Source organism: Paenibacillus sp. 01T442, from assembly GCF_056398345.1.
The window spans coordinates 642,980-664,148 of sequence record NZ_JBFTPF010000001.1; the positions used below are offsets into that span (position 1 = coordinate 642,980).

17 protein-coding genes are annotated in these 21,169 nt (G+C 46.1%); 13 read left to right on the forward strand and 4 right to left on the reverse strand.

What is annotated here, in order from left to right:
- Positions 1 to 109 precede the first annotated feature (109 nt).
- From AC1DLM_RS02690 to AC1DLM_RS02710, 5 genes are all read left to right on the forward strand, one after another.
- The gene (locus AC1DLM_RS02690) at positions 110 to 1,450 is read left to right on the forward strand and encodes a glycoside hydrolase (RefSeq protein ID WP_477569021.1); all 1,341 of its coding nucleotides are present in this window, start codon (positions 110 to 112) and stop codon (positions 1,448 to 1,450) included.
- An 85-nt stretch (positions 1,451 to 1,535) separates the two neighbouring features.
- Complete coding sequence (locus AC1DLM_RS02695; protein ID WP_441991034.1) at positions 1,536 to 1,775, forward strand: hypothetical protein; 240 nt, start codon at positions 1,536 to 1,538, stop codon at positions 1,773 to 1,775.
- Between the two features lie 553 nt (positions 1,776 to 2,328).
- Positions 2,329 to 3,042 carry an ABC transporter ATP-binding protein gene (locus AC1DLM_RS02700; RefSeq protein WP_057308850.1) on the forward strand — a complete coding sequence of 238 codons (714 nt, stop codon included), beginning with the start codon at positions 2,329 to 2,331 and terminating at the stop codon, positions 3,040 to 3,042.
- Between the two features lie 17 nt (positions 3,043 to 3,059).
- Positions 3,060 to 4,280, forward strand: coding sequence for an ABC transporter permease (locus AC1DLM_RS02705; protein ID WP_477569022.1), 1,221 nt, complete (start codon positions 3,060 to 3,062; stop codon positions 4,278 to 4,280).
- Between the two features lie 139 nt (positions 4,281 to 4,419).
- Entirely contained in the window at positions 4,420 to 6,453 is a 2,034-nt protein-coding gene (locus AC1DLM_RS02710; RefSeq protein ID WP_477569023.1) for a Na+/H+ antiporter, read from the forward strand.
- A gap of 63 nt (positions 6,454 to 6,516) precedes the next feature.
- On the opposite strand, the gene AC1DLM_RS02715 is transcribed toward AC1DLM_RS02710, so the two are convergent.
- Positions 6,517 to 7,149 (reverse strand): DUF2306 domain-containing protein, encoded by a 633-nt coding sequence (locus AC1DLM_RS02715; RefSeq protein WP_477569024.1) that lies wholly within the window; start codon positions 7,147 to 7,149, stop codon positions 6,517 to 6,519.
- Between the two features lie 254 nt (positions 7,150 to 7,403).
- On the opposite strand from AC1DLM_RS02715, the gene AC1DLM_RS02720 reads away from it, so the two are divergent.
- The 6 genes from AC1DLM_RS02720 to AC1DLM_RS02745 all read left to right on the forward strand — a co-directional run bounded on the left by AC1DLM_RS02720 (position 7,404) and on the right by AC1DLM_RS02745 (position 12,990).
- A complete protein-coding gene (locus AC1DLM_RS02720; protein WP_477569025.1) occupies positions 7,404 to 7,622 on the forward strand; it encodes a hypothetical protein in 219 nt (72 codons plus the stop codon).
- Between the two features lie 298 nt (positions 7,623 to 7,920).
- A complete protein-coding gene (locus tag AC1DLM_RS02725) occupies positions 7,921 to 8,616 on the forward strand; it encodes a hypothetical protein (protein ID WP_477569026.1) in 696 nt (231 codons plus the stop codon).
- A gap of 124 nt (positions 8,617 to 8,740) precedes the next feature.
- Positions 8,741 to 10,027 (forward strand): hypothetical protein, encoded by a 1,287-nt coding sequence (locus tag AC1DLM_RS02730; protein ID WP_477569027.1) that lies wholly within the window; start codon positions 8,741 to 8,743, stop codon positions 10,025 to 10,027.
- Between the two features lie 5 nt (positions 10,028 to 10,032).
- Positions 10,033 to 10,899 (forward strand): sugar phosphate isomerase/epimerase family protein, encoded by an 867-nt coding sequence (locus AC1DLM_RS02735; RefSeq protein ID WP_477569028.1) that lies wholly within the window; start codon positions 10,033 to 10,035, stop codon positions 10,897 to 10,899.
- A 17-nt stretch (positions 10,900 to 10,916) separates the two neighbouring features.
- The gene (locus tag AC1DLM_RS02740) at positions 10,917 to 11,396 is read left to right on the forward strand and encodes a DinB family protein (RefSeq protein WP_477569029.1); all 480 of its coding nucleotides are present in this window, start codon (positions 10,917 to 10,919) and stop codon (positions 11,394 to 11,396) included.
- A gap of 106 nt (positions 11,397 to 11,502) precedes the next feature.
- Positions 11,503 to 12,990, forward strand: coding sequence for a protein adenylyltransferase SelO (locus tag AC1DLM_RS02745; protein ID WP_477569030.1), 1,488 nt, complete (start codon positions 11,503 to 11,505; stop codon positions 12,988 to 12,990).
- 553 nt (positions 12,991 to 13,543) lie between these two features.
- Here AC1DLM_RS02745 and AC1DLM_RS02750 read toward each other — a convergent pair.
- From AC1DLM_RS02750 to AC1DLM_RS02760, 3 genes are all read right to left on the reverse strand, one after another.
- The gene (locus AC1DLM_RS02750; RefSeq protein WP_477569031.1) at positions 13,544 to 15,022 is read right to left on the reverse strand and encodes an oligosaccharide flippase family protein; all 1,479 of its coding nucleotides are present in this window, start codon (positions 15,020 to 15,022) and stop codon (positions 13,544 to 13,546) included.
- A gap of 222 nt (positions 15,023 to 15,244) precedes the next feature.
- Positions 15,245 to 16,861, reverse strand: a complete 1,617-nt coding sequence (locus tag AC1DLM_RS02755) for a response regulator transcription factor (RefSeq protein WP_477569032.1) — start codon at positions 16,859 to 16,861, stop codon at positions 15,245 to 15,247.
- Positions 16,854 to 18,668: a sensor histidine kinase gene (locus AC1DLM_RS02760; protein WP_477569033.1), complete on the reverse strand. Its 1,815-nt coding sequence runs from the start codon at positions 18,666 to 18,668 to the stop codon at positions 16,854 to 16,856. The genes AC1DLM_RS02755 and AC1DLM_RS02760 overlap by 8 nt, the downstream gene beginning before the upstream one ends.
- A gap of 183 nt (positions 18,669 to 18,851) precedes the next feature.
- On the opposite strand from AC1DLM_RS02760, the gene AC1DLM_RS02765 reads away from it, so the two are divergent.
- Complete coding sequence (locus AC1DLM_RS02765; protein ID WP_477569034.1) at positions 18,852 to 20,195, forward strand: ABC transporter substrate-binding protein; 1,344 nt, start codon at positions 18,852 to 18,854, stop codon at positions 20,193 to 20,195.
- 89 nt (positions 20,196 to 20,284) lie between these two features.
- Positions 20,285 to 21,166, forward strand: a complete 882-nt coding sequence (locus AC1DLM_RS02770) for a carbohydrate ABC transporter permease (protein ID WP_441991049.1) — start codon at positions 20,285 to 20,287, stop codon at positions 21,164 to 21,166.
- The last annotated feature ends 3 nt before the right edge of the window (positions 21,167 to 21,169 follow it).

Consider the following 21,169-nt stretch of genomic DNA (forward strand, 5'->3'; position numbering starts at 1 on the left):
GCATTCGTGCAGTAAATAACCTTTTTACCTCAGTGTGTTGAAAGCGATTTCAGTATAAATTTAKGGAGGTTGAACGTGGGCCAAATTTGAGAAATGAGGTGCATGCAGAATGATTTCACGCAGAAAGAAGGTTTATGGTGTAATTGGGTTAGCGATTTCGATGTTGGTGAGCGTGGCTCCCCCAGCATTGGCAGCAAGTACGGTGACGCTGTACAAAGACACGACGTACCAAACGATTTGGGGATTCGGTGCTGCAGCCAATCACCCGGTGAATGAGTTGAAAACGAATTACAATGCAACAACACAAGGGCAAATTCTAGATAAACTGTTCCGCACGGATGCTTCTAACGCAGGGTTGTCAATCGTCAGGATGGAGATCAACCCCTATACGGCTGCGCAGGATGCTGTGCAAACGACGTTCATGCCTTCTTCAGGTGTAACGGATTGGAACACGGATCTGCATCAAAGATGGTTCGCCCAAGAGGCGAAGAATCGCGGGATGAATCAGTTCTATGCGGTGCCTTGGAGTCCCCCCGGCTGGATGAAAACGAATGGTTCGCCCAACAACGGCGGCCATCTGAGCACCTCGCAATACGATAATTTCGCCAATTACATGAAGACGTATGTGAATCAATATCGGAATGTATTCGGGTTCAATATCAAATGGGTCAGTGTGCAAAATGAACCCGATTTAGCGACGCCGTATGCGTCGGCGCAGTATACGACCAGTGAACTGGATCAAGTATCTGCGAAGGTTGCTGATGCGGTTCACAGCTTGAATCAAGGCGTGTTGGTTGGGGCGCCAGAGGGCACAAATCGAACCGCTTCGAACAACTATATGAACGGTTTCAGTGAGGCGACGCGGGCGAAGCTGGATTTTGTCTCGGTCCACGATTATAGTACGTATGTTGATGTGAACCATTATGGTAAACCGTTGATCGCGACGGAGGTTAGCAATTTCCAAACCGCCAACGATCCGAGCATCACGGATGGGTTGAAGTGGGCGAATATGATTGCCGCTGATTTGAAGCGAGGCGAGAGAGGCTGGCTGTACTGGTGGGCGGTCAATCCGGCTGCAAGTACCTCCGGTGAAGGTCTCATTAATCTAGGGGCTAATAATACGTACACAGTGAATAAAAGACTCTATGTCATGGGGCAATTCAGCCGTTACCTGCGTCCGGACGATACCCGCATTCTGGCATCCTCGAGCGACAGCAACCTTGTTGCTATTGGTGGGAAGAATGGGACGGGGCGCGCATCTGTTGTGCTGATCAATAACAGCACGTCGGCGATTACAACAACGATTAGCGGTTTGACGTTGGCTAATGTGTCCGGAAGACGCACCAGTGCCACGGAGGATTTGGCCAAATTAACGGATATTGCCGTGACAGGCGGTGCCATTACGGTTACGCTGCCGGGTAAATCCGTGACGAGCTATGTGGAGTTTTAAGTGGGGAAGCTAGTTTAGGTTGTGCTAGAGTTGGGTATCCTTTTACTAGAGTGTGAGAAATCTAGTGAAAAGGTGGAGTGTTTCGATGTCAACGATTCTAAAGCCAATCATTCCTAGTAAAATTGCTGAGTCCATTGAGAGTTTGCGTGGCGAAGGTTGGACGGCGGATGATTTTTTGAACTTTCCACGATATGACGAAGAGTGTCCCGAGGCACGTGTGTTGTATCATTTTTTTCAGAACAACCGCGTAACGTTTGCGGCGGCCATCATTAATAGTTATCAGGTGCAGGAGATAAGGGACGTTCAGCGAGATGCGATGCTTTAGAGCGGAATAATGAAGCGACATCTACAGCTTGCATACCCATCATACTCATCATACCCATTGTACCCACCGTGCCCATCATCCTCATACCAGTCCTAGTACTGCCACCGCCGATCCTGACTCAACTAGCCTAAGTAGCTTCAATGGTGAAATAAATGTATTCTCTACAGGTAATAAAAGCTGATTTTCGTATTTTTGAAGAATAACAGGATTTCCTACAGCTAATTGAACTCATTTGGTTCGAAAGTAGGGAATTTGGCTAAATTAGCTGTACATTTTACATATAATTACTTATTTATATTTAATTACCAAAAAATAAATGTAGTTTATACAGTTAGTGATCGGCGAGAGGGGTACAAGTGGTTAAGTGAGGGAACATTGTGTAAGCTCCATTTGTTATAAACTTTTAACGCGGTCGCTCGTCTAAGGGTGACCGCGCTTAAAGGTTTTTTCTTGTTTTTATCTAAATTTCATACTTTGGGCAAACTTTCATGATACGATGATGGCAAAGCAATGTGAATAGGTTGCATGATGAGGATGGAAGGGAAGTCGCGGAATGTCAGATGAACAATTAGCGGTATTAGATGTATACATTGAACAGGCCGGCTACGATGAGGTGCCGGATATTATTAAGGGGATTCATTTTACAGTGAGGCAAGGGGAGCTCGTGGGATTGTTAGGTCCGAACGGTGCCGGCAAAAGCACGACAATCAAGAGCCTACTCGGGTTGTTGAAGGATTTTAAGGGAAAAATCTCCTTCATGGGTGAAAACAAAAGCTACGCCTATATTCCCGAGCATCCTATTCTGTATGATGAGTTGACGTTGTGGGAGCATATGGAGTTCGCGGCATCGGTATATGAGTTGGACCGCACCGTGTTCTTAGAGCGTGCTGACGATCTCTTGCATCGGTTCCGCCTATTAGATGAGAAGCATCAATTGCCTGGGAAATTTTCCAAAGGGATGCAGCAGAAGATCATGCTCATTCTTGGGTTTTTGAATAAACCCGATGTGTATATCGTGGACGAGCCCTTCATTGGACTAGATCCGAAGGCGATCAAGGATTTCTTGGGGATGCTAGAAGAGGAACGGCAGCGAGGGGCAGGCATTCTGATGAGTACCCATGTACTAGATACAGCGGAGCGGATTTGCAGTTCATTTGTGCTGCTTTCGGGTGGCAGATTGGTAGCGAACGGAACCCTGCAAGACATCCAAAAACAATGCGACATGCCGGATGCTACGTTATTCGACTGCTTCCATTCCTTGCTATGAGAGGGGGCGAGAGCGGGTTGAACAGCAGTTTTCAGGTATTTACACGCAGAGTACGTTCGGATTTGAAATTCCAGTATCGAGCTTTACGCATGGCTGTGGATTGGGTCATCGCCATTTATTTCGTCATTCCTCTGCTGATCGTGGCGGGCTATCACTATTATGCGTGGTACATGACGCCTCCTGCATGGTTAAGCGGGATATCCATACATACCGTGGCTACACTTTTTTACATGTTCACATGGCTGGGCACGTTGCGTTACTTTGTTGAAGAAGGAGATCAGTTGTTTCTCCGGCAAAATGAAGGCTGGTTTCGACATCTCATGCATCTTGGCTATCGGTATTCGGTGGTGCTGCAAGGGGTTACGTCGTTGCTTGCTACGCTTCTTTTCCTACCACTATTAGTGCCTGTTTACACGTTTAGCATCGCGCAGGTCGTGTGTTTTTGGCTGTTGACCTATGTAGTGAAGCTAAACATCGGCCTCATTCGACAATTGCTAGCGCTTCGCTTCCAACGATTCCTACTATGGTTGCTGCGTATTGTGATTTTTGCAGTCGGTGTATTCGTCTTCCAATGGTTAGTCGTGGAGATCAGGGATCAACTTCTGTACAGTTGGCTTGTCATCTTGGTGCTGATCGGAACATTCTTACTTCTAACTCGGACGCGGCTGCGTGAAAAAGGGACCTTCTTCGCGGATGTCGCGAGAGAACGCGATGCGCGGATGCGAATCGTTTCTCTCATGCTCATCCGTGTGATGGAGCGCAAAAGAAAGCCAACCCGCCGCTACCCGCTCCTGTTCAGCAGGTCACAGCGGTTGCTCAAAGGGAAGGGAGCTGGCACAGGCATTGCGGAGCTGCTAGTGAAATCGTATTTCCGAAATGGTCTGCAATGGCGGCAATCCATTCAGTTTGTAGTCGTCATCAGTGGAGCTCTGTTTATTTTGCCAGGTGCGATTAAAATTCTCGTCTGGGTTCTTGCGGCGGTCATGCTGGTCTTCTGGCGCAAATCGTTCTGCAAGGATGAACTGACGACCCCCTTCCTATCTCTATTCCCGATTAAAGATCCGATGAAACACCAAGCGATTCAGACAGCCATTCCGATCCTAGTGCTGCCGGCGATGATGGTTATTAGCCTAGTAGCGGGCATCTCGATGTTTACTTGGTGGGGACCGATCGTGATGATGGGAGCAGCGGTGCCGCTAGCTTATGGAACTTCTTCGGTGTTTACAAGTTGGTATTGAGTGGTTTTCTATGCAAGGAAAATTAAGGGGGAGTCAGGATGTTCTGACTGCTCCTTTTCTATTAGAATAGAACAAGGGATTATAGCGGATGCTACCCAATAATTCCCTCTACAAGGAAACGAAAGAGAGGCAAGTTTTGATGGAACTTTTGTTGCCTTTATTCATTGTGGCAGCAGTAATCGTAACAGCTACACTGCTCAATAAGCGCTTTCCCGGAATCCCGTTGCCCTTTTACTTAATTGGTTTAGGCGCTTTGGTGTCATGGCTGCCATTCGTTCCTACGGATTTCGATTTCGAACCAGAAGCCTTTATGGTCTGTCTGATCGCACCCATTTTATTTGGAGATGGCCGTGTCATCTCACGCAAAGAATTGCTGGAGTACCGCAAACCCATTTTGCTTATGGCATTATGGCTTGTCGTTTTTACCGTCATAGGTATTGGATATTTTATTCATTATCTGATACCCGCGATGCCGCTACCCGTCGCATTCGCTCTAGCAGCCGTCATGTCTCCAACAGATGCCGTTGCTGTGAAGTCGATGACGAGGGGGCGAACTTTTCCCAAAGGTTTAATGCCGATCCTAGAGGGAGAGTCGCTGCTTAATGATGCGGCAGGTCTTGTTTCCTTCAAAGTAGCTTTGGGCGTTGTGATGACAGGCGTCTTTTCGGTCAGATCAGCAGCTTGGGAATTCCTGCTTGTCGCCATTGGCGGCATCATCGTTGGACTCGTACTAGGGGCACTCTTGGTGAATTTCAGACTATTTTTACGAAGAAAAGGGCTGGAAGAAGTCAACTCACTCGTCACCATTCAGTTGCTGACACCGTTCGTGATTTTTATGGTTGCTGAGGAAATCCATGTTTCAGGCATCTTAGCCGTCGTTGTTGCGGGGATTGTGCACGGGTTAGAACGTGATCGGTTACAGCAAACAACGACCAAACTGCACATCATCTCGACCAATACATGGTCAGTGCTAAGCTTCATTTTGAATGGACTTGTATTTGCCTTGCTTGGCTTATTGCTGCCAGAGGTTATAACAGGTTTAGTGCATAGTGGCGAGGCTTCTATCTTGAAAGAGCTTGGATTAGCCGTTGCGATCTTCGCGGCGCTATTTGCGGCTAGGTACATCTGGGTCTACCTTTTCCACGAGGAGTTCGTTCCTTCTAATCAAGTTACGACAGAGCCGAATACCTATACGAGCAGGAGGAGCTTTGCTCTTGCGGCTAGTTTCTGCGGCGTCCACGGTACGATCACGTTAGCGACAGCTTTATCGATTCCTTTTGAATTATCTGATGGGACGCCATTTCCGCTGCGCCATACCATTTTGTTTATTTCGGCTAGTGTGATCTTGATCAGTATGTTAGCTGCTACCTTCGCAATGCCGTTTATCGGAAAGTCAGTAGCCGCGGCAACCCCCGACCATGAAGCGTTGTCATTGAAAGAAGCAAGTATTCAGCTGGCTAAGAAAACGATTCAAGCGCTCAAATCGGAGAAGAATGAGGAGAATATGGAAGCGACTCTCGCGGTTGTTCAACAGCTGGAAGAGCAAATTCGGATGGACTGTTATGGGACGGTCAAAGTATCGGGGTCTTACATTCGTGAACTTCAACAAATTGGACGAACAGCCGAAGCCGCAAGGCTTGCTGAGTTGATTGCGCAAGGTGTAATTTCACCGCAATTGCAGTCCGTATTTACGTTATTGCATCAGCCGCAGTCGGAATCGTTCTTTCTTGCAAGGCTGCAGTATCTCTGGGTTAGATTAAAGCTGAGCCTGATGAACCGCAAGATTCAACAGCACCGAAGAGAAGGGCTTCCAGAGAAATTTAGATCCGTCACCGAGATGTTTGAAGAGCTGCAATCGATTGAGAAGCAGCTGCAAGAGGCAGCGGTTACGGCCATTCGCAACGTAAAGTCGTCGAAGCATCAGTTAGAGACGCTGCTCGTTATCCAACATTATGCTCGCATGCAGAAGCGCGAAGGCAAGCGGTTCAGCGAGCACTCGGAAGTCGAATTCCTACATCAACTGAAACTTGTTCAATTGCGAAGCGTACAGATTAGGCGGGATGGGATTCAAGAGTTGGAAGAAGCCGATCAACTCTCAAGCGGCACTGTTCTTGGATTATTGCAGGCGATCAATTATGAGGAAATGCTTATTTTGGACAATGCTGAGGAGTAGGATATACGTCTCATAGGAAAGGGCTTTCCACTAGTTACAAGACTAGGTGGAAAGCCCTCTTTTTCATTTCATCCGCTGCAGTAAATACCATTCCACGACAACAAGATTAAGGATCAATCCGAACCACACGTTGATGTTGAGGATCTCGGCAACCATCTGCTCTCGGCCGCCTTCAGGAAGATGGAACCCGTGCATGGCTAGATATAGGAGTATGCATATCGGCACGATAACTCTGGCAGCTACGGCAACGAGTGTGACAGCATAGCTTCGCATCATCCAGATCCGATGCTGGGCGAGCTGCCCTTTGATCGCAAAGCGGAAACCATTCCACGTGGTGAGCAGCCAAAGCACACTTAAGACCAGGAACGCCATGGCTTTCGTGAAGTTTTCTGCGTAGAAGCTTAAGACAAGACCTAGACATCCGCTAAGCATAACGCTAAAGACATAGATCCGTCCGAGCGCTTGGTGCCAGGCAGGATAGTTGGTGCGAAAGCGTGCATGAAATTGAAACAAGCCGCTGATCAGAGCAACCAAAGCAAGTGCGATATGACTCGTCAGCACGATGTAGTGCAACGGGAAATTCGCATGGAGCGTAACGCGACTATTCGGTGGATTTAGGGTGATATAAGGGAATATCGCCACGATCGCAACCGCCATAATGATGATAATCGAGATTATTCCTAGTTTTTTACTCATATATGGCTATAGCCCCCGTTAATTGATTCACTCCTCTCTTTATTGTAAATCGTAGATCTAAACAGGTGCTTATTTATTTCTTAAAAGAATCTAAAGTACCAACTATTAATGAGAATGTTCCATCTCCATGGCCATTTATTTCGTTAGCGTGATGGACCAATCGGATTCATTCCATTTGACATCCCAACCGAGCAGTTCAGTGATAAACCTTTGTGATCGGACTGATCCTATATACAGGGTAGTTGCGTCTAGATGTGAACCAGCTGCAGCAGCAAATTGCGATCAGCACCGGGCCCGTGCAAGGGCTTAAAGTGAATGAAGCCGTCACGCTTAATCCAGCAACAAAGGACATCGTAGCCAAAGGTTTAGCCACGATTGTCGTGGATAAGAGTGGCACTCATCTTGTTGTACAAGCAGAGTTAACCACCGGGCATCCTGGTGGCCAAGCGAATAACTGGATTTTCTGTAGCTAATTTAAGCGAAAAGGCGGCATTTCGCAAACTAACTGGATTTCCTCCMGTTATTTCAGGCCGATTTGGTMAAATGGGACATTTCGAGCAAAATTAGATGTAGGAAATCCAGTTAAACTCCCCAAAGGCTGGTTTTACCCGGAAATAGATGTAGGAAATCCAGTTAATTCTGGCAATTGGAATTTGCCATGGCAATCTGAGGATCATTTGGGAAACGAGGAATCGTTCATACGCTGATCCAACCATATTGTGGTAGTATTATAAAATATAAGCATTTATATCTTCATGGAGGTGCATAGGAATGAGTACAAATAAAATCCCGAAACTACTTTCAATCATCATAGTGGCAGGTCTGATAACTTGGGCCGTTGTGAATGACGTCTCGAACCGCAAAGTTATGAGTGCTCCTGAGTTTCAGGTGGATGATAAAACAGACAGTTCAACGTGGTCAGCTTCTCCTGAACCGCTATTTGATCATAAAAATAACGAAAAGCTAAAGCCCTTTATGGGGCTGATGTCAGGTTCAATTGCGCTTCAATATCAGGGGCCGCAACAGAATCTTGCAGTCAGTTTCGACTATTGGAATGATGGTGTGAAGAAGAATACGTCAACGGGCATGAGTATGAGTATGATGGAGAATAACAAAGACGAGATGGGTAATTACCATTTTGAAGGTGATTTTGTTTATTCGTTTAAGGATCGTCAAGACCCTAACGGTGCAGTCTATAGCGAGCTGGAATATGCAATTATCGAACGTAATGGTTACTATAGCTCGACAGTCAGAGTGGATAAACCAGCGGCAATAGGCATGACAGGTGAAATGAAATTACAACAAAGCGTCAGAGTGCCGCAAAAAGAAAGTATTGTTGTATGGGGTTTGCAAGGAACTGATAAACAATCGATGTTATCGTATTCGACCATAGCTGAAACACTGAAAATTGCCAAATGGGCAATGACAGTCCGACTAGGCTTTATCGGGCCAAATGACGAAATGTAAACTGCGATGTTATGTATTAAAGTGCAAATTTATAGGTGATTCAATGCATGTATTCTTATGGTAAATACCACTATGATAAGTTCATGAGTTCATATTATAGTGCAAAGATACTGGAGGGGTACTTATGTTGCATCCATTCATGGGAATTAAGGATTGGGATCGTATCGGCATGTCCGTAGAGGAATCAGCCAAAACCTTACAACGAATTGCTTATGTCGATCGTCAACTTATGCGGATCGAGGCTGCGCATATGGCGGCTAGACCTGAATATGAAATAAAAGGAGCGCTTGCACGCGTAAGCTCGCAGGATGCGGAGCATCACGATCAATTCCGCAATCGAATTAAGCAGCTGCGCATGAGCACGGTAGCATTCGATAAATGTCCAGACGCATCGCTCAATGAACTTATGCAAACGGTGCTGAATTCAGCAACAACGTTGTGTTTGTTAACTGCACTCTTTGATGTGGTGAAGCCGGCACAGATTGCGGCCATTCATGCCTATAAAAGCAAAGCACAGCCTCTCGTTGATGAACCTACGCATCATATCTTGAAGCATCAGCTCATCGACCGCGAGGAGCAAATGGACTGGGGTCGCGAGGCGCTTCAATATCTGCTGCAATCTGCATCGGACACAGAGAAGGCACAAGCGCAGAGCTGGAGAATGTATGTGGAACAACTGCTAGCAGCAGCGGGCGGTATTACAGGATGGGAGGAACGAGTTCCCGTAGATCCATCTGCGCGAATCGTAACGGAGCCATTCGTCATGCCGCAAATCAGTACACGGGACAGTCGTTTCACCCCACAGGTCGTGAAAATGCAGGGTTTGAACATCCCAGACAATGAAGATGGTCGTTTCATGACGATGATGCTGTCGAGGTATTTCGAGATGTCACCTGCGGAGGGCGTGGCTTATGTCCATGTCACAACGGAGGGCAAACCATGGCATTTCTACCGCGATACGGCTAGGCATATGTGGGATGAGGTTCGTCACAGTTGGTTCGGCGAGGCTGCTCTTCGTACGAAGGGGTACGATGTGTATCAATTCCCGAATTGGACGGGGTGGTACGATATGACAGCACAGCTGTTCGAGGGCACTGAAGCGTATTCGCACCTCACGATTGCCATTGAGAAGGCAGCAATGAAGTATCCGCCAGGCAAGCGCGAGGAGTGGGAGTTCTGCCGCGATATCGCGAAGGATCCGCTTATGACGACGTTTCAAGATTTTGACTGGGCAGATGAGGTTGTGCATGCAGGCTTTGGACAGCKGTGGATGATTGAAGATGTTCATGGCGGCGATGCGCGTGCAGCACAGGAAGAAGCTGAGCGAACGGTGAAGAAACGTGCCGTGTACATGAAGGCGCATGGTGATCTGAATAAAAATAAACCGGCGGGTAGCCTAGGAGGCTATTAATACGAATGATGGGAAATTTCGATATAACCAGGATCAATGATGGCTCTAATCGCCCTCCACGGCTCGAAATTCATCAATCTATGTGGGCCATGATAGAGTTAGAAACTGAGCTTTCGCTAGAGGCAAAGCTTGAGCGCATCGCAGGCGCAGGCTTTACTGGCATCTTGGCAAGAGTGCCGGAGATAGATGCTAGGGATGAGTGGAAAAGGCTGCTGAATCAATACAGTCTGAGCTTTGGCTCACATTGTTTCCCATTCAGCCCAACCGACTTATCAGCACATATTCAGCATGCCGTTGATATGGATATGTTGTATGTGAATGGGCAAGTGGCGGACTCTTTTGTGATTGACGAAGAAGCCATTGATCTGCTAGGTGGACTCGCCGCTGTGTCGRCTGCGAATCGCTTGCCATTTTATGTAGAGACGCATCGTGGCAAAATTACACAAGACTTGATCCGCACCGTCAACTATGCGAATGCGCTGCCTAATCTGCGGTTTACGCTGGATATTTCCCACTATGTGCTGGCAGGGGAAATGACAGAGAAGCAAGAAAAGGCGGAGCTTCTTCTTGATAGGGTGCTCCAACGAACGTCAGCGATTCATAGCCGTATATCGTCTGGCGAGCAAATTCAAGTCGATGTGGGCTATTCGGATGCGATATTGGCGCGTTATGGGCAATGGTGGACCCAAGCGATGCGCTATTGGCTTCAAGGGGCTAAGCCTGGCGATGTGCTTCCTTTCGTCTGCGAGCTGGGTCCTGCACCTTATGCGATCAGGGGGCAAGATGGTCGGGAGCTATCTAGTCGGTGGGAGCAAGCCTTGATTTTGAAAAATGTGGCGCAAGCTTGCTGGAAACGTGCTACAGTAGAGTAAAAAAGCGAGGATAACTTATGGAATCAATCACTCTCAAGCAACTGGATTTTATTCGTCAATCAACGATCAAAGCAGTTGCAGGACTATCGGAAAGCACAATAGACCACATTCCCGAAGGATTTAATAACAACATCCGATGGAATTTGGGGCATATTATTTTCGTGCAAGAGAAGTTTGCCTTTCATTTTGCTGGCGAGCCGATACAAATACCTGAAAACTTTGAGCGATTATTTGCAAAAGGCACCAAACCAGCAGATTGGCATGAGGAACTCCCTTCGCTTGAAGAATTACTTGCGTTGCTTGCTGAGCAGCCCAAACGGATTCAGCAGGAACTGCAAAATCGTTTGGATGAACGCGTGGCTAAGCCTTTTACAACAGGCAGCGGTCTACTCCTAAATACGATTGGAGAATTCCTAAACTTCACCTTATATCACGAGGGCATGCACTTTAATACGATAACCATATTAAAACGATTTGCAACGCAGCATCAGKAATAGATACAATATAAGGAAAACCTCTTCGACTATGCTTATGAAGAGGTTTTTTTGTCGACTATGTTATAATTGAGAAAGTAGCATGTTGGAGTAAGAAAGAGGAGATACGATGACAGATCACATTGCAAAACAAGATACAGGCTGGAACTTTGATAACAGTTATGCACGACTTCCGGAAACTTTCTTTACGAAGGTTGCTCCTACCCCTGGACGCGCACCGAAGTTGATTGTTCTGAATGAGCCATTGGCAGCAACCCTAGGGTTAGATGCTGAAGCGTTGCGAAGCGATGAAGGTGTTGCTACGCTCACTGGCAATCATATACCAGAAGGTTCGATACCGCTTGCACAAGCTTATGCAGCTCACCAGTTCGGACATTTTAACATGTTGGGAGATGGCCGGGCTATCCTGCTGGGTGAACAGATCACTTCCCAAGGGGAGCGGGTAGATGTTCAGCTGAAAGGTTCAGGTAGAACACCCTACTCCCGTAGAGGCGATGGCCGCGCAGCCCTTGGACCGATGCTGCGCGAATATATCATCAGCGAAGCGATGGTCGGTCTTGGTATTCCTACGACGCGAAGCTTAGCAGTTGTAACAACGGGTGATGTTATTTACCGTGAAACCGAGCTGCCTGGCGCCGTTCTGACACGTATAGCGGCAAGCCATATCCGCGTTGGTACTTTCCAATATGCAGCACAATATGGGACGGTGGAGGATGTTCAGACTCTTGCGGACTACACCATACAGAGACATTATCCTGAAGTTGATGCGAGTGAGAACGAGAGTGAGCGACGCTACCTTCACTTCCTTCAGGAAGTGATCAAGCGTCAAGCCAAGCTCATTACGAAATGGCAGCTCGTTGGCTTTATTCACGGTGTGATGAACACCGACAATATGGCCATTAGCGGCGAAACGATTGATTACGGTCCTTGTGCTTTCATGGATGCCTATGACCCAGCGACGGTGTTCAGCTCCATCGACACGCATGGTCGTTACGCCTATGGCAATCAACCACCTATTGCGGTATGGAATCTCGCTAGATTTGCAGAAACCCTTTTGCCGCTGCTGCATGCTGACGAGGAGCAAGCTATTAAACTAGCCGAGGGTGCGCTGTCCGAATTTTCCAAGACATATCAACAAGCGTGGCTCACAGGAATGAGAGCGAAGCTAGGAATCTTTCATGAAGAGCAAGAAGATCTTGCCTTGATCGAAGGCTTGCTAAGCATGATGGAGAAGCATAGTGCGGATTATACGAATACGTTCTTAGCATTGACGTTTAATAAAATAGAGGAATCAGCCTTGTTCAGCGCGCCAGAATTTGCCCCTTGGCAGGAACAATGGCAGGCGAGACTAGGCAGGCAACAGGAAGACCAAACGGCCTCACAGCAACTGATGCGCAGCAGCAATCCTGCAGTCATTCCGCGTAACCATCGAGTAGAAGAAGCGCTAGAAGTCGCGGTCGAACATGGTGACAATAGCGTGATGGAGCGACTGCTTGCTGTGCTAGCGAACCCCTTCGCACATGCACCTGAGCAGGCGGAGTATGCCGCGCTGCCGGAACCTTCGGCTTGTKCGTATCAAACGTTTTGTGGGACTTGAGTAAGAGGCGCTAGCCTTACATCCTTTCGAACCCGAAGTCAAGGTGCCAACTGCTGATTGTGGTGGTTGGCTTTTTTTTCATGTTGGCTTTCCATTTCCGCTAAGGGGCGTATCTAGGTTGGGTGCAGGTAGCTAGGGCTGACTGCTGGCGGCCTTCAGTGGGATGACTAACTGGATTTTCTCCATCTAATTGAGCCGTAATTCGTCTATTTATCAAACTAGCTGTATTTGCTACAGGTATTATTCTTCCTATAGCTCAAATTCTCATATATCGGTTAAAACAACTGGATATTTTCCATCTAATCACCGAAACACAAGGGATTTGCCATTTTTAACTGTAGTTTCTCCATCTAAACTTTAAGCAGGCCTCCCATTTCTTTAGAACAAGGCGTTTCGCCTTAAAGGTTACACAGGGTTCGTAAGACATATACAACAAAAATTTGATATTACAACAAATAACAAATACGCGAATTCAATCTAGTATTTGCAAACAAAAAGCACTCCAAGGCGGCATGACTGCCTTTGAAGTGCTTTTCTGCTTTCCACCCTATATTCAGCGGGCTGCTGTCGTATGTATGTCAGTCCCTGTATGGGGGCGTTTTTCAATCATGATTGTTAAAATGAGCAAACCTACGAGACCAGCGACGATGAAAATGGGATACCAACCCTTCGCAAACGAGCCGGCTTCCATGATGGCCATCATTCCGATCGTAGGCAGAAGAGGCTGTCCATAAGCTTTCCACCAGTCGAGCGGAAACTTTTCGTAGTAGAAAAATCCAATCATCGCGAGCGCCGAGACAGCCCATCCCCCTGTGTAAATACAAACAGCCAAGACGGGACTTTCAGCTGCGATGAAAGGAACAATGGCAATAACGAAAATCCCAGCGACGATCATTACCCAGAAGTTAGCTTTGGTTTTGCCAATTCCCGCTAGAATACTTCCGCCAAGACGACCAACGGAGGAGAATAAGACGCCTAAAGCCATCAGTCGAATATAAGCAGCGGAATCTCCGGATGTGAAGCTCTCCCCGAATAGAAATCCGTTGATCTGATCGGGATATAAACAGATGAGCGCTGTCAGCGGATACAGAAAAATATTGTTATAACGGACACAGCTCGTCCCACGGTGCTTGCTTTCCTTCAAATCCTGCGCACTCTCAGCTACGAATGGGAAGGTGACAATCATAAACGCCCATGTAATGATGCCAATGAAGCCTGTAATACGAAATCCATTGGATAAATAACCAACAGCGATAACTGAACTGGAACCAACCATCATGACCAGGAAAGGTTGTTGAAACGCTTTCGCAATGTTTCCAGCCCAGGACGGGAGACCATACGCCATCATGGTCTTCACCTCTTGCATAGGGATGCCGCCGAACCATTTCGGATTATGCACACGTTCAACTTTCCAGCCAATAAAAAGAGCCGTCAGGATCGCCCCCACGCTCATCCAAAGCGAGATATTTTCGAGTAGGTTCAACGAGCCAATGGGTAATAATACGCCAACAACGGTACCCGAAGTGGCAAGTGTTGTGGTAATGACCATGAAGAAAGCCTGAACACCGAAATCGCGGTTTCCTGAGAAAGAAGCGACGCCAATATTGATGATGGAGTTGAAAATAAACATGATTGAGCTCAGGATCAGGGCTCCTTCTAGCTCAGGTAAATGATAATAATTCGCTAGGATTGGTGCGAGTAGCGCGAGTATGATCCCGAAGATAACCCCGAATAGTGAGCTCCCGAAAAAAGCAACGCGAAAATTGGTTTGTACCGCCTGGGCCGGTTTCCTAGAAAAGGTATAGATTAAGGAGGAGTTGAATCCGACATTGAGAAACAAGGAGGCCATGCCGAAAATTTGCAAAAGGAGATTCACTTGGCCGAATTTGGTTGGATCGTTTAAGACGCGAGCTAGAACGATGCTTCCCACGGTTTGGAGCATTTGGTTAATGAAGAGACCGAGTACAATAATAGACACATTTCGAAGCAAAAATCGCTGCGTATCCGTTAACATGACATTCCGATTCAGCATAGGGGTAGCCCCTTTTCCCGTTTATAGGTATTGTTATCCAAAGAGTAGCAGACCCCTACTAGGTTGACAACCGCAGGAATGGCAGGTAAACGGAGATAAATGGAGGTATTCAGAGATTATATGTTGCCTCGAATGGTTGAAAGAGTAATACGGGGATTGCAAATCCCCTCGTATGTTAAATCTAAAATATGCCGCCAGGAAGAGCTCCCCTGACGGCTTTTCTCATCCTTTTAACGCGGCAGCTTGCTTTTCTTGATACTCTCCAGGAGGCATGTGGAAGTGCTGCTTGAATACATGGGAGAAATGCTTGACACTTACATATCCAACTTTGTCCGATACTTCTACAATCTTCTCAGCAGGTCTTGCTCTCAGAAGCTTGGCGGCTTGCTCCATGCGCACTCTAGTTAAAAATTTTATATAAGATTCATTCACGCTTTTATGAAAAACATTGCTCAAGTAGCTTGCTGAAACGCCTATTTTATCAGCAATAATGGCAAGAGATATGGGCTCCGAATAGTGCGAATAGATGTATTCTTTGGCCTTAGCTACAAGGTCGTGCTCGTTCTCGTTCGTGGGTCTCGGCATCGCATGCAGGTTGAAGGATTTGAGAATTTCATAGAAGATAAGCAGCACATCTTCCTTGGATGGTTCCTGTAGCGTGAAGCTTTCCAGTTTCCTAAGGATCGTTTGAGCCGTTTGTATCCCTTCATCTGTGAAGTTCGGATTCATGTCTGCCATGCATCTAATTAAGTGTACGCCATACCTGTAAACAACGGGAGGATGGTAATTGTCCATAAGCTCGGCATAATGGCGGACGGAAACCATGTAGTTCGTCTCACTACCATCAAGCAATCCAGATTGAATGGCCATCATGGTTTTATCCAGTTCTAGAATGGAAGGCATATCCCTACGCTCACCGCTGAAGGAGAAGCAGGAGTTACCGCCATATAACAGACGGCTCAGCAGCATCTTATGCGCTTTGCGGTAAGAGGAGCTCAAGCGAAGTACATCGTTGACACAAGTACCAATAGCACCAGTGATCGTAATACCCGTACTCCTATAGATCGCGTCAGCTACTTCCGCATGAATGACTCGGCATTGTTCAATCAGGTCATCTTGGTTCTCACCAGTTACAAGTATTATTGTATTTTCCTCTGAGTCGTAGAACACACGTCCTTCCTCCACAATCTCCGTTGCAATTTTTTGCAAAATATATTTAAATACAGGAATATCGGCATATGGAATAGATTTCCGAATGATCTTATCTTCATCCAAAGAGAGGATCATCAGATTACCTTCAGACTCGATTAAGCTCACCTTTAGTCGGAAGAGAAGCGGGTAGAGTACTTTGATCTCAGCATAACTGTCTTCAATGACTGCTTTGAGGAAATTTTTGACCACATGGTTTTTGGAGTCCTCTGAGAGAATATGCATCGAGTGCTGGGTAAGCAGCTGACTTTTTTCTCTATCTAAATCTTTCATAATACGTTCGAGGACGACGCGCAACTCATCCTTAACAATGGGCTTCAGTAAATATTCATTTACACCATAAGTAATGGCTTCCTTAGCAAAGGAAAATTCATCATGGCCTGATAGGATGACTATTCTCGGACGAGGAGACTTTTGCGAGACGATTTTACATAAAGTGAGGCCGTCCATGACGGGCATTTTAATATCGGTGAGGATTAAATCAACGGCATATTGATCGAGAAGCTCGAGCGCTTCCTTGCCATCCGAGGCGACATGTACAACCTCCCACCGGGCATTAATCTGTGGAATAGTTAGCTTCAGATAATCTCTAGTAAGCGACTCATCGTCGACCACGAGCATTTTATACATGCGCCTTCTCCCTTCTAACATCTAATTTGGGTAAAATGATCGTGACGCACGTACCCACTTCTGGCGTACTATCAATCGTAAGCCCATACTCCGCCMCATACTTCAGCTTGATCCGCTTATTCACATTGACAAGACCGACTCCCGTACTTGCCCGATTAGGTAGACTTTGGAGATCCTCGTTATAAACCAACGATTCCACACGTTGCCGTAGTTTTGCCAGCTTATCGGCATCTATGCCTTTCCCATTATCGCGAACATAGAAATAGAGATTAGTATCATCTTCCTCGCTATAAATGTGTATGATCGTCTTCTCTTTCTTCATCTCACACCCATGAATAACTGCATTCTCTACGGCAGGCTGCAGGAGGAGCGCAGGAATATAATAACTGCTCAGCGAATTAGCAATGGTAATAGTGTATTCCAGCCTTCCGTCGAATCTGCTGCTTTGAATACTGAGGTAAGCTTCAAGTAAGTTGATTTCTTGCCCAATCGTGATTTCTTTATCCCAGGTGGTCATACTCCTTAGGAGGGAACTAAGCTTGTTGATTTGGTCTACAGCTTGCTCCTCTTTGCCACTCTGCATAAGTAGGCTAATCATATTGAGTGTGTTGAAAATAAAATGAGGCCTAATCTGGTTAAATAAGGCTTTGATTTGCGCTTCCTTTTGTAGGAAATTAGCCTCATACACTTCGCTGACAAGCTTTGTATTCTCTTCAAGCATCACTTGAATGCGGTGAACCATCTCGTTAAACGAGGACCCCAGGTAGCCTATCTCATCATGCCTGTAGTTAGGAAAGGTGACGGATAAATTACCGCGGTCAATTTCTTTCATCAGCTTTACAATGGTGAGCAAAGGTGTCAGGAATCTTTTGATAAAGAAGAAATAGACARGAATAGCGAGAAAGGAGCTAATAATCGCCATTAAAAAAGCGATGTTTCTTGTTGTGATGGCATTGTGATTGAGCTCGGCAACGGCGTTTACGGCAACAACGGTCCAGTTAGCTCGTGAAATGGGAGTGGCATTAAGCAGATAGTTCTCATTATCCAACCGGATCGTTGTCTTAGAATGGCTGGTTTTCAGCATAGTTTGATAGAGGTCCAGCTCATGACCGCCCTTGACATTGGAAAATATGAGGTTATTATCTGCATCCACAATGAAGAGTCCGCCCTTACTGCCCATGTTCACTTTATTGCCAATGGCTTCAATACCGCTGTAATTAGCATCCACCTTAATAATGCCGATAATTTTCTCCGTATCCTTGGTGCTGCGAAGCTGCCGTACAATTGAGAAGACCTTATTCTTCGGGTTCTTTATAATTTGCTGCATATGCGCGGGGACGAAGATCGATTCTTGAGTTGAAAGCGCTTCCTTATACCAGTTGAAGTTGTGGAAATCGACCTTTGAATCGATGTTGGTCTGCACTCTACCGCTAGAGTATGCCGTATCCGTTAATACAAAAACAGTCAGAATATCATTTCTTGGAATGATCATAATCTCATCCAGAAAATCTTCAATCGTACGAGTCTTCTTGAGTTGTTCGATCTCCGAATCGGGTTGAGTAGTTTCCAGTGCAGCCATAACAGCTGGATTTCGGTAGGGGGCGACCGATAAACGCGATAAATCATCCAGATAATTGTCGATGTTCAGAGAGGCTTGCTCGATAATCTGCTGAACCCTCTCGGTGGACTGATTCTCGAAGTCTTTGGTGTACTGATGATAAGAGACGAAGGAAACTAGGATCACGGAAAATAGAATAAATAGGCCAGTCATGATTAGCAGCTTGAACTTAATGCTCCATTTCTTCATTCCATTACCCCCCTCTATGCCCAATATATCACATCAGGTTCAGTCACATCAGCACTTCTAAAAAAATCGCACTCCAATCAAGAAAATTGAGGTCTTAACGAATGTTTGGATTGAAAGTAAGATGAAATAGAAAGAACTGTTTGCTAAGTTTTCTTATATATAAGCGAAAAGGGAGGAAACATCATGTTGAACAGAGCTCTATCCATGGTCATGTGTTTTTCAGTTATTTTGGGTATTGCCGCAGGATGCGGAACTAAGGAAGAGGTAAAGCCAACAACAGCTATTAGCACTGAATCGGCCAAAGCAACAGAAAAGCCAACAGAGAAACCAAAAGAAGTCGTCACGCTGAAGTTTTTGACAGGTAAAGTAGAAACGGTAGATTTGGTTAATCAAATGATCGCCAAGTTTCAAACCGAGAATCCAGGTATCAAAGTTGAGCAGGAATATCAGAAGGATGCCAGCAATGTGATCAAGATCAAGTTCGCATCCGGCGATGTACCTGATATCACTACGGTCGTTAGCCAAGATTACATTGATCAAGGAAAATACCTCGACTTATCGAACGCTGCCTTCTGGTCGAGAGTGCTGCCGGCTATCAAGGATTTGAATACGGATATTAAAACGGGCAAGCAGTTCTCGGCAGCAGCAACAGTTACAATGGGCGGTATATTTTACAACAAGCAAATTTTCTCTGAATTAGGCTTAAAGGAAGCACTCACATGGGCTGACTTCAAAACAAACTTGAAAACAATCAAAGACAAGAAAAAAGGCGTCGTACCGATGTTCTTACCGGGTAAAGAAGCATGGTCGATGGGGCATTTGATCGAATTTATGGCTCATGGCATCATCAAGCAGCAGTATGGTGTTTATGAATCACGCAAAGCGTTCATTAACAACGATGGGGCAAAACTTGCGTTTGATGCCCCTGGCGGCAGTATGGAGACTTTCGCTGCTCGAATCATGGAGCTTAAAAATGAAGGGTTGATCAATGCGGATGCTTTGACGGCTACCTATGATAATGAAAAAGAGGATTTTGTTGCCGGGAAAGCAGCTATGTTCAGCCAAGGCATGTGGGTGCTGGGTGATCTGCTCAAGATTAATCCGGATTTTGCCAAAAATATTGGCTTCAGCCCATTCCCAGCTTTACAAGATGGAGGTAAGCCAGTCGTATTATCCGCCGAGGATTCCAAATATGCGATCACTTCTGCATCCAAGCATCCGGAAGAGGCTAAGAAATTCCTTGATTTCCTCTTCAAAGCAGAAAATTTAAAGTTATACAGCGAAGCGATTAAATCACCTTCCGCCTTCACCGATGTGAAAGCGGATTGGGGCCCGCTGCAAGATCAAGCAACGCAAGCACTGAAAACCGGTGTAAACATTGCCTTCACAGATACACCTTCTGGCTTTTCAGGCGACGATGTAGGCCGCATGGTGCAAGAGTTGATTGCCGGCAAATATAAGACACCAGCTGAGTTCGCTAAGACGTACAAGGAGACGTGGGATAAAGGCTGGAAAGCTTCTAAGTAAAATAGAATGAACCTGCGAAAAGGGAAGGATCACCGATCTCTTCCCTTTCTCATAGCCGTTCATACATTCGGGTTTAGGAGAGGATTGCAATGTATCTCTTGCGCATCATTAATACCAATCTGCACAAATTTATGGCAGTACCTGCCATCCTATTATTCGCGATGTTCTTCATATACCCACTCACACAGGGGATAGGAATTAGCTTAACGAATTGGAACGGTGTGTCCCAAGCGAAATTTGTCGGGCTGCATAATTTCATCGATTTCTTCCATGATGACAGAGCTAAGCACGATCTGTACAATACGCTGTTTTTTGCGCTCGGAAGTGCGCCGCTGCTCAATATTTTCGGACTCGTATACGCGCTTATTTTGGATCGCAATTTTAAGGGGAAGGGCGTAGTTAGAGCCATCGTATATTTGCCGGCAGTCATTAGTCCATTGATTATGGGGTACGTTTGGTATTTTATTTTACAGCCGAGAAGAGGCTTTCTCTATCATATTTTGGAGAATTTGAACCTAGGATTTATGAACACGAATTGGCTTGGCGATAGTTCATCTGCGTTGAAGGTACTCGTGTTGGTCAACGTCTGGCAGTTCGTAGGTATGACTATGATAATTTATCTGGCTGGGCTTCAATCCATACCGGCAGAGTTATATGAATCCAGTAAAATCGATGGAGCTGGCTACTTTGCCACCTTACGCTCTATCACCATTCCATTGCTTTACCCGGCTATCCAAATCAATGTCGTGACGAATATCATAGGCTCCTTGAGCGTATTTGAAATTATTGTCGCCTTAACAGATGGGGGGCCCGGTTACAGCACAGAATCTTTAAGTATTTATATTTTGCGCATGCTGTATGGCAGTTTCACAGGGTATTCAACGGCAGTGGCGTTGATTTTATTTGTCATCATTGTGATTCCTGTCATCATCTTTATGCGCTTAACGAAATCCAGAGAGATTGAGATGTGAGGA

Excerpts from the sequence above, each read along its gene's own strand:
- AC1DLM_RS02690 (WP_477569021.1), top strand. The coding sequence starts at position 110 with ATGATTTCACGCAGAAAGAAGGTTTATGGTGTAATTGGGTTAGCGATT.
- AC1DLM_RS02695 (WP_441991034.1), top strand. The coding sequence starts at position 1,536 with ATGTCAACGATTCTAAAGCCAATCATTCCTAGTAAAATTGCTGAGTCC.
- AC1DLM_RS02700 (WP_057308850.1), top strand. The coding sequence starts at position 2,329 with ATGTCAGATGAACAATTAGCGGTATTAGATGTATACATTGAACAGGCC.
- AC1DLM_RS02710 (WP_477569023.1), top strand. The coding sequence starts at position 4,420 with ATGGAACTTTTGTTGCCTTTATTCATTGTGGCAGCAGTAATCGTAACA.
- AC1DLM_RS02715 (WP_477569024.1), bottom strand. The coding sequence starts at position 7,149 with ATGAGTAAAAAACTAGGAATAATCTCGATTATCATCATTATGGCGGTT.
- AC1DLM_RS02725 (WP_477569026.1), top strand. The coding sequence starts at position 7,921 with ATGAGTACAAATAAAATCCCGAAACTACTTTCAATCATCATAGTGGCA.
- AC1DLM_RS02750 (WP_477569031.1), bottom strand. The coding sequence starts at position 15,022 with ATGCTGAATCGGAATGTCATGTTAACGGATACGCAGCGATTTTTGCTT.
- AC1DLM_RS02755 (WP_477569032.1), bottom strand. The coding sequence starts at position 16,861 with ATGTATAAAATGCTCGTGGTCGACGATGAGTCGCTTACTAGAGATTAT.
- AC1DLM_RS02765 (WP_477569034.1), top strand. The coding sequence starts at position 18,852 with ATGTTGAACAGAGCTCTATCCATGGTCATGTGTTTTTCAGTTATTTTG.
- AC1DLM_RS02770 (WP_441991049.1), top strand. The coding sequence starts at position 20,285 with ATGTATCTCTTGCGCATCATTAATACCAATCTGCACAAATTTATGGCA.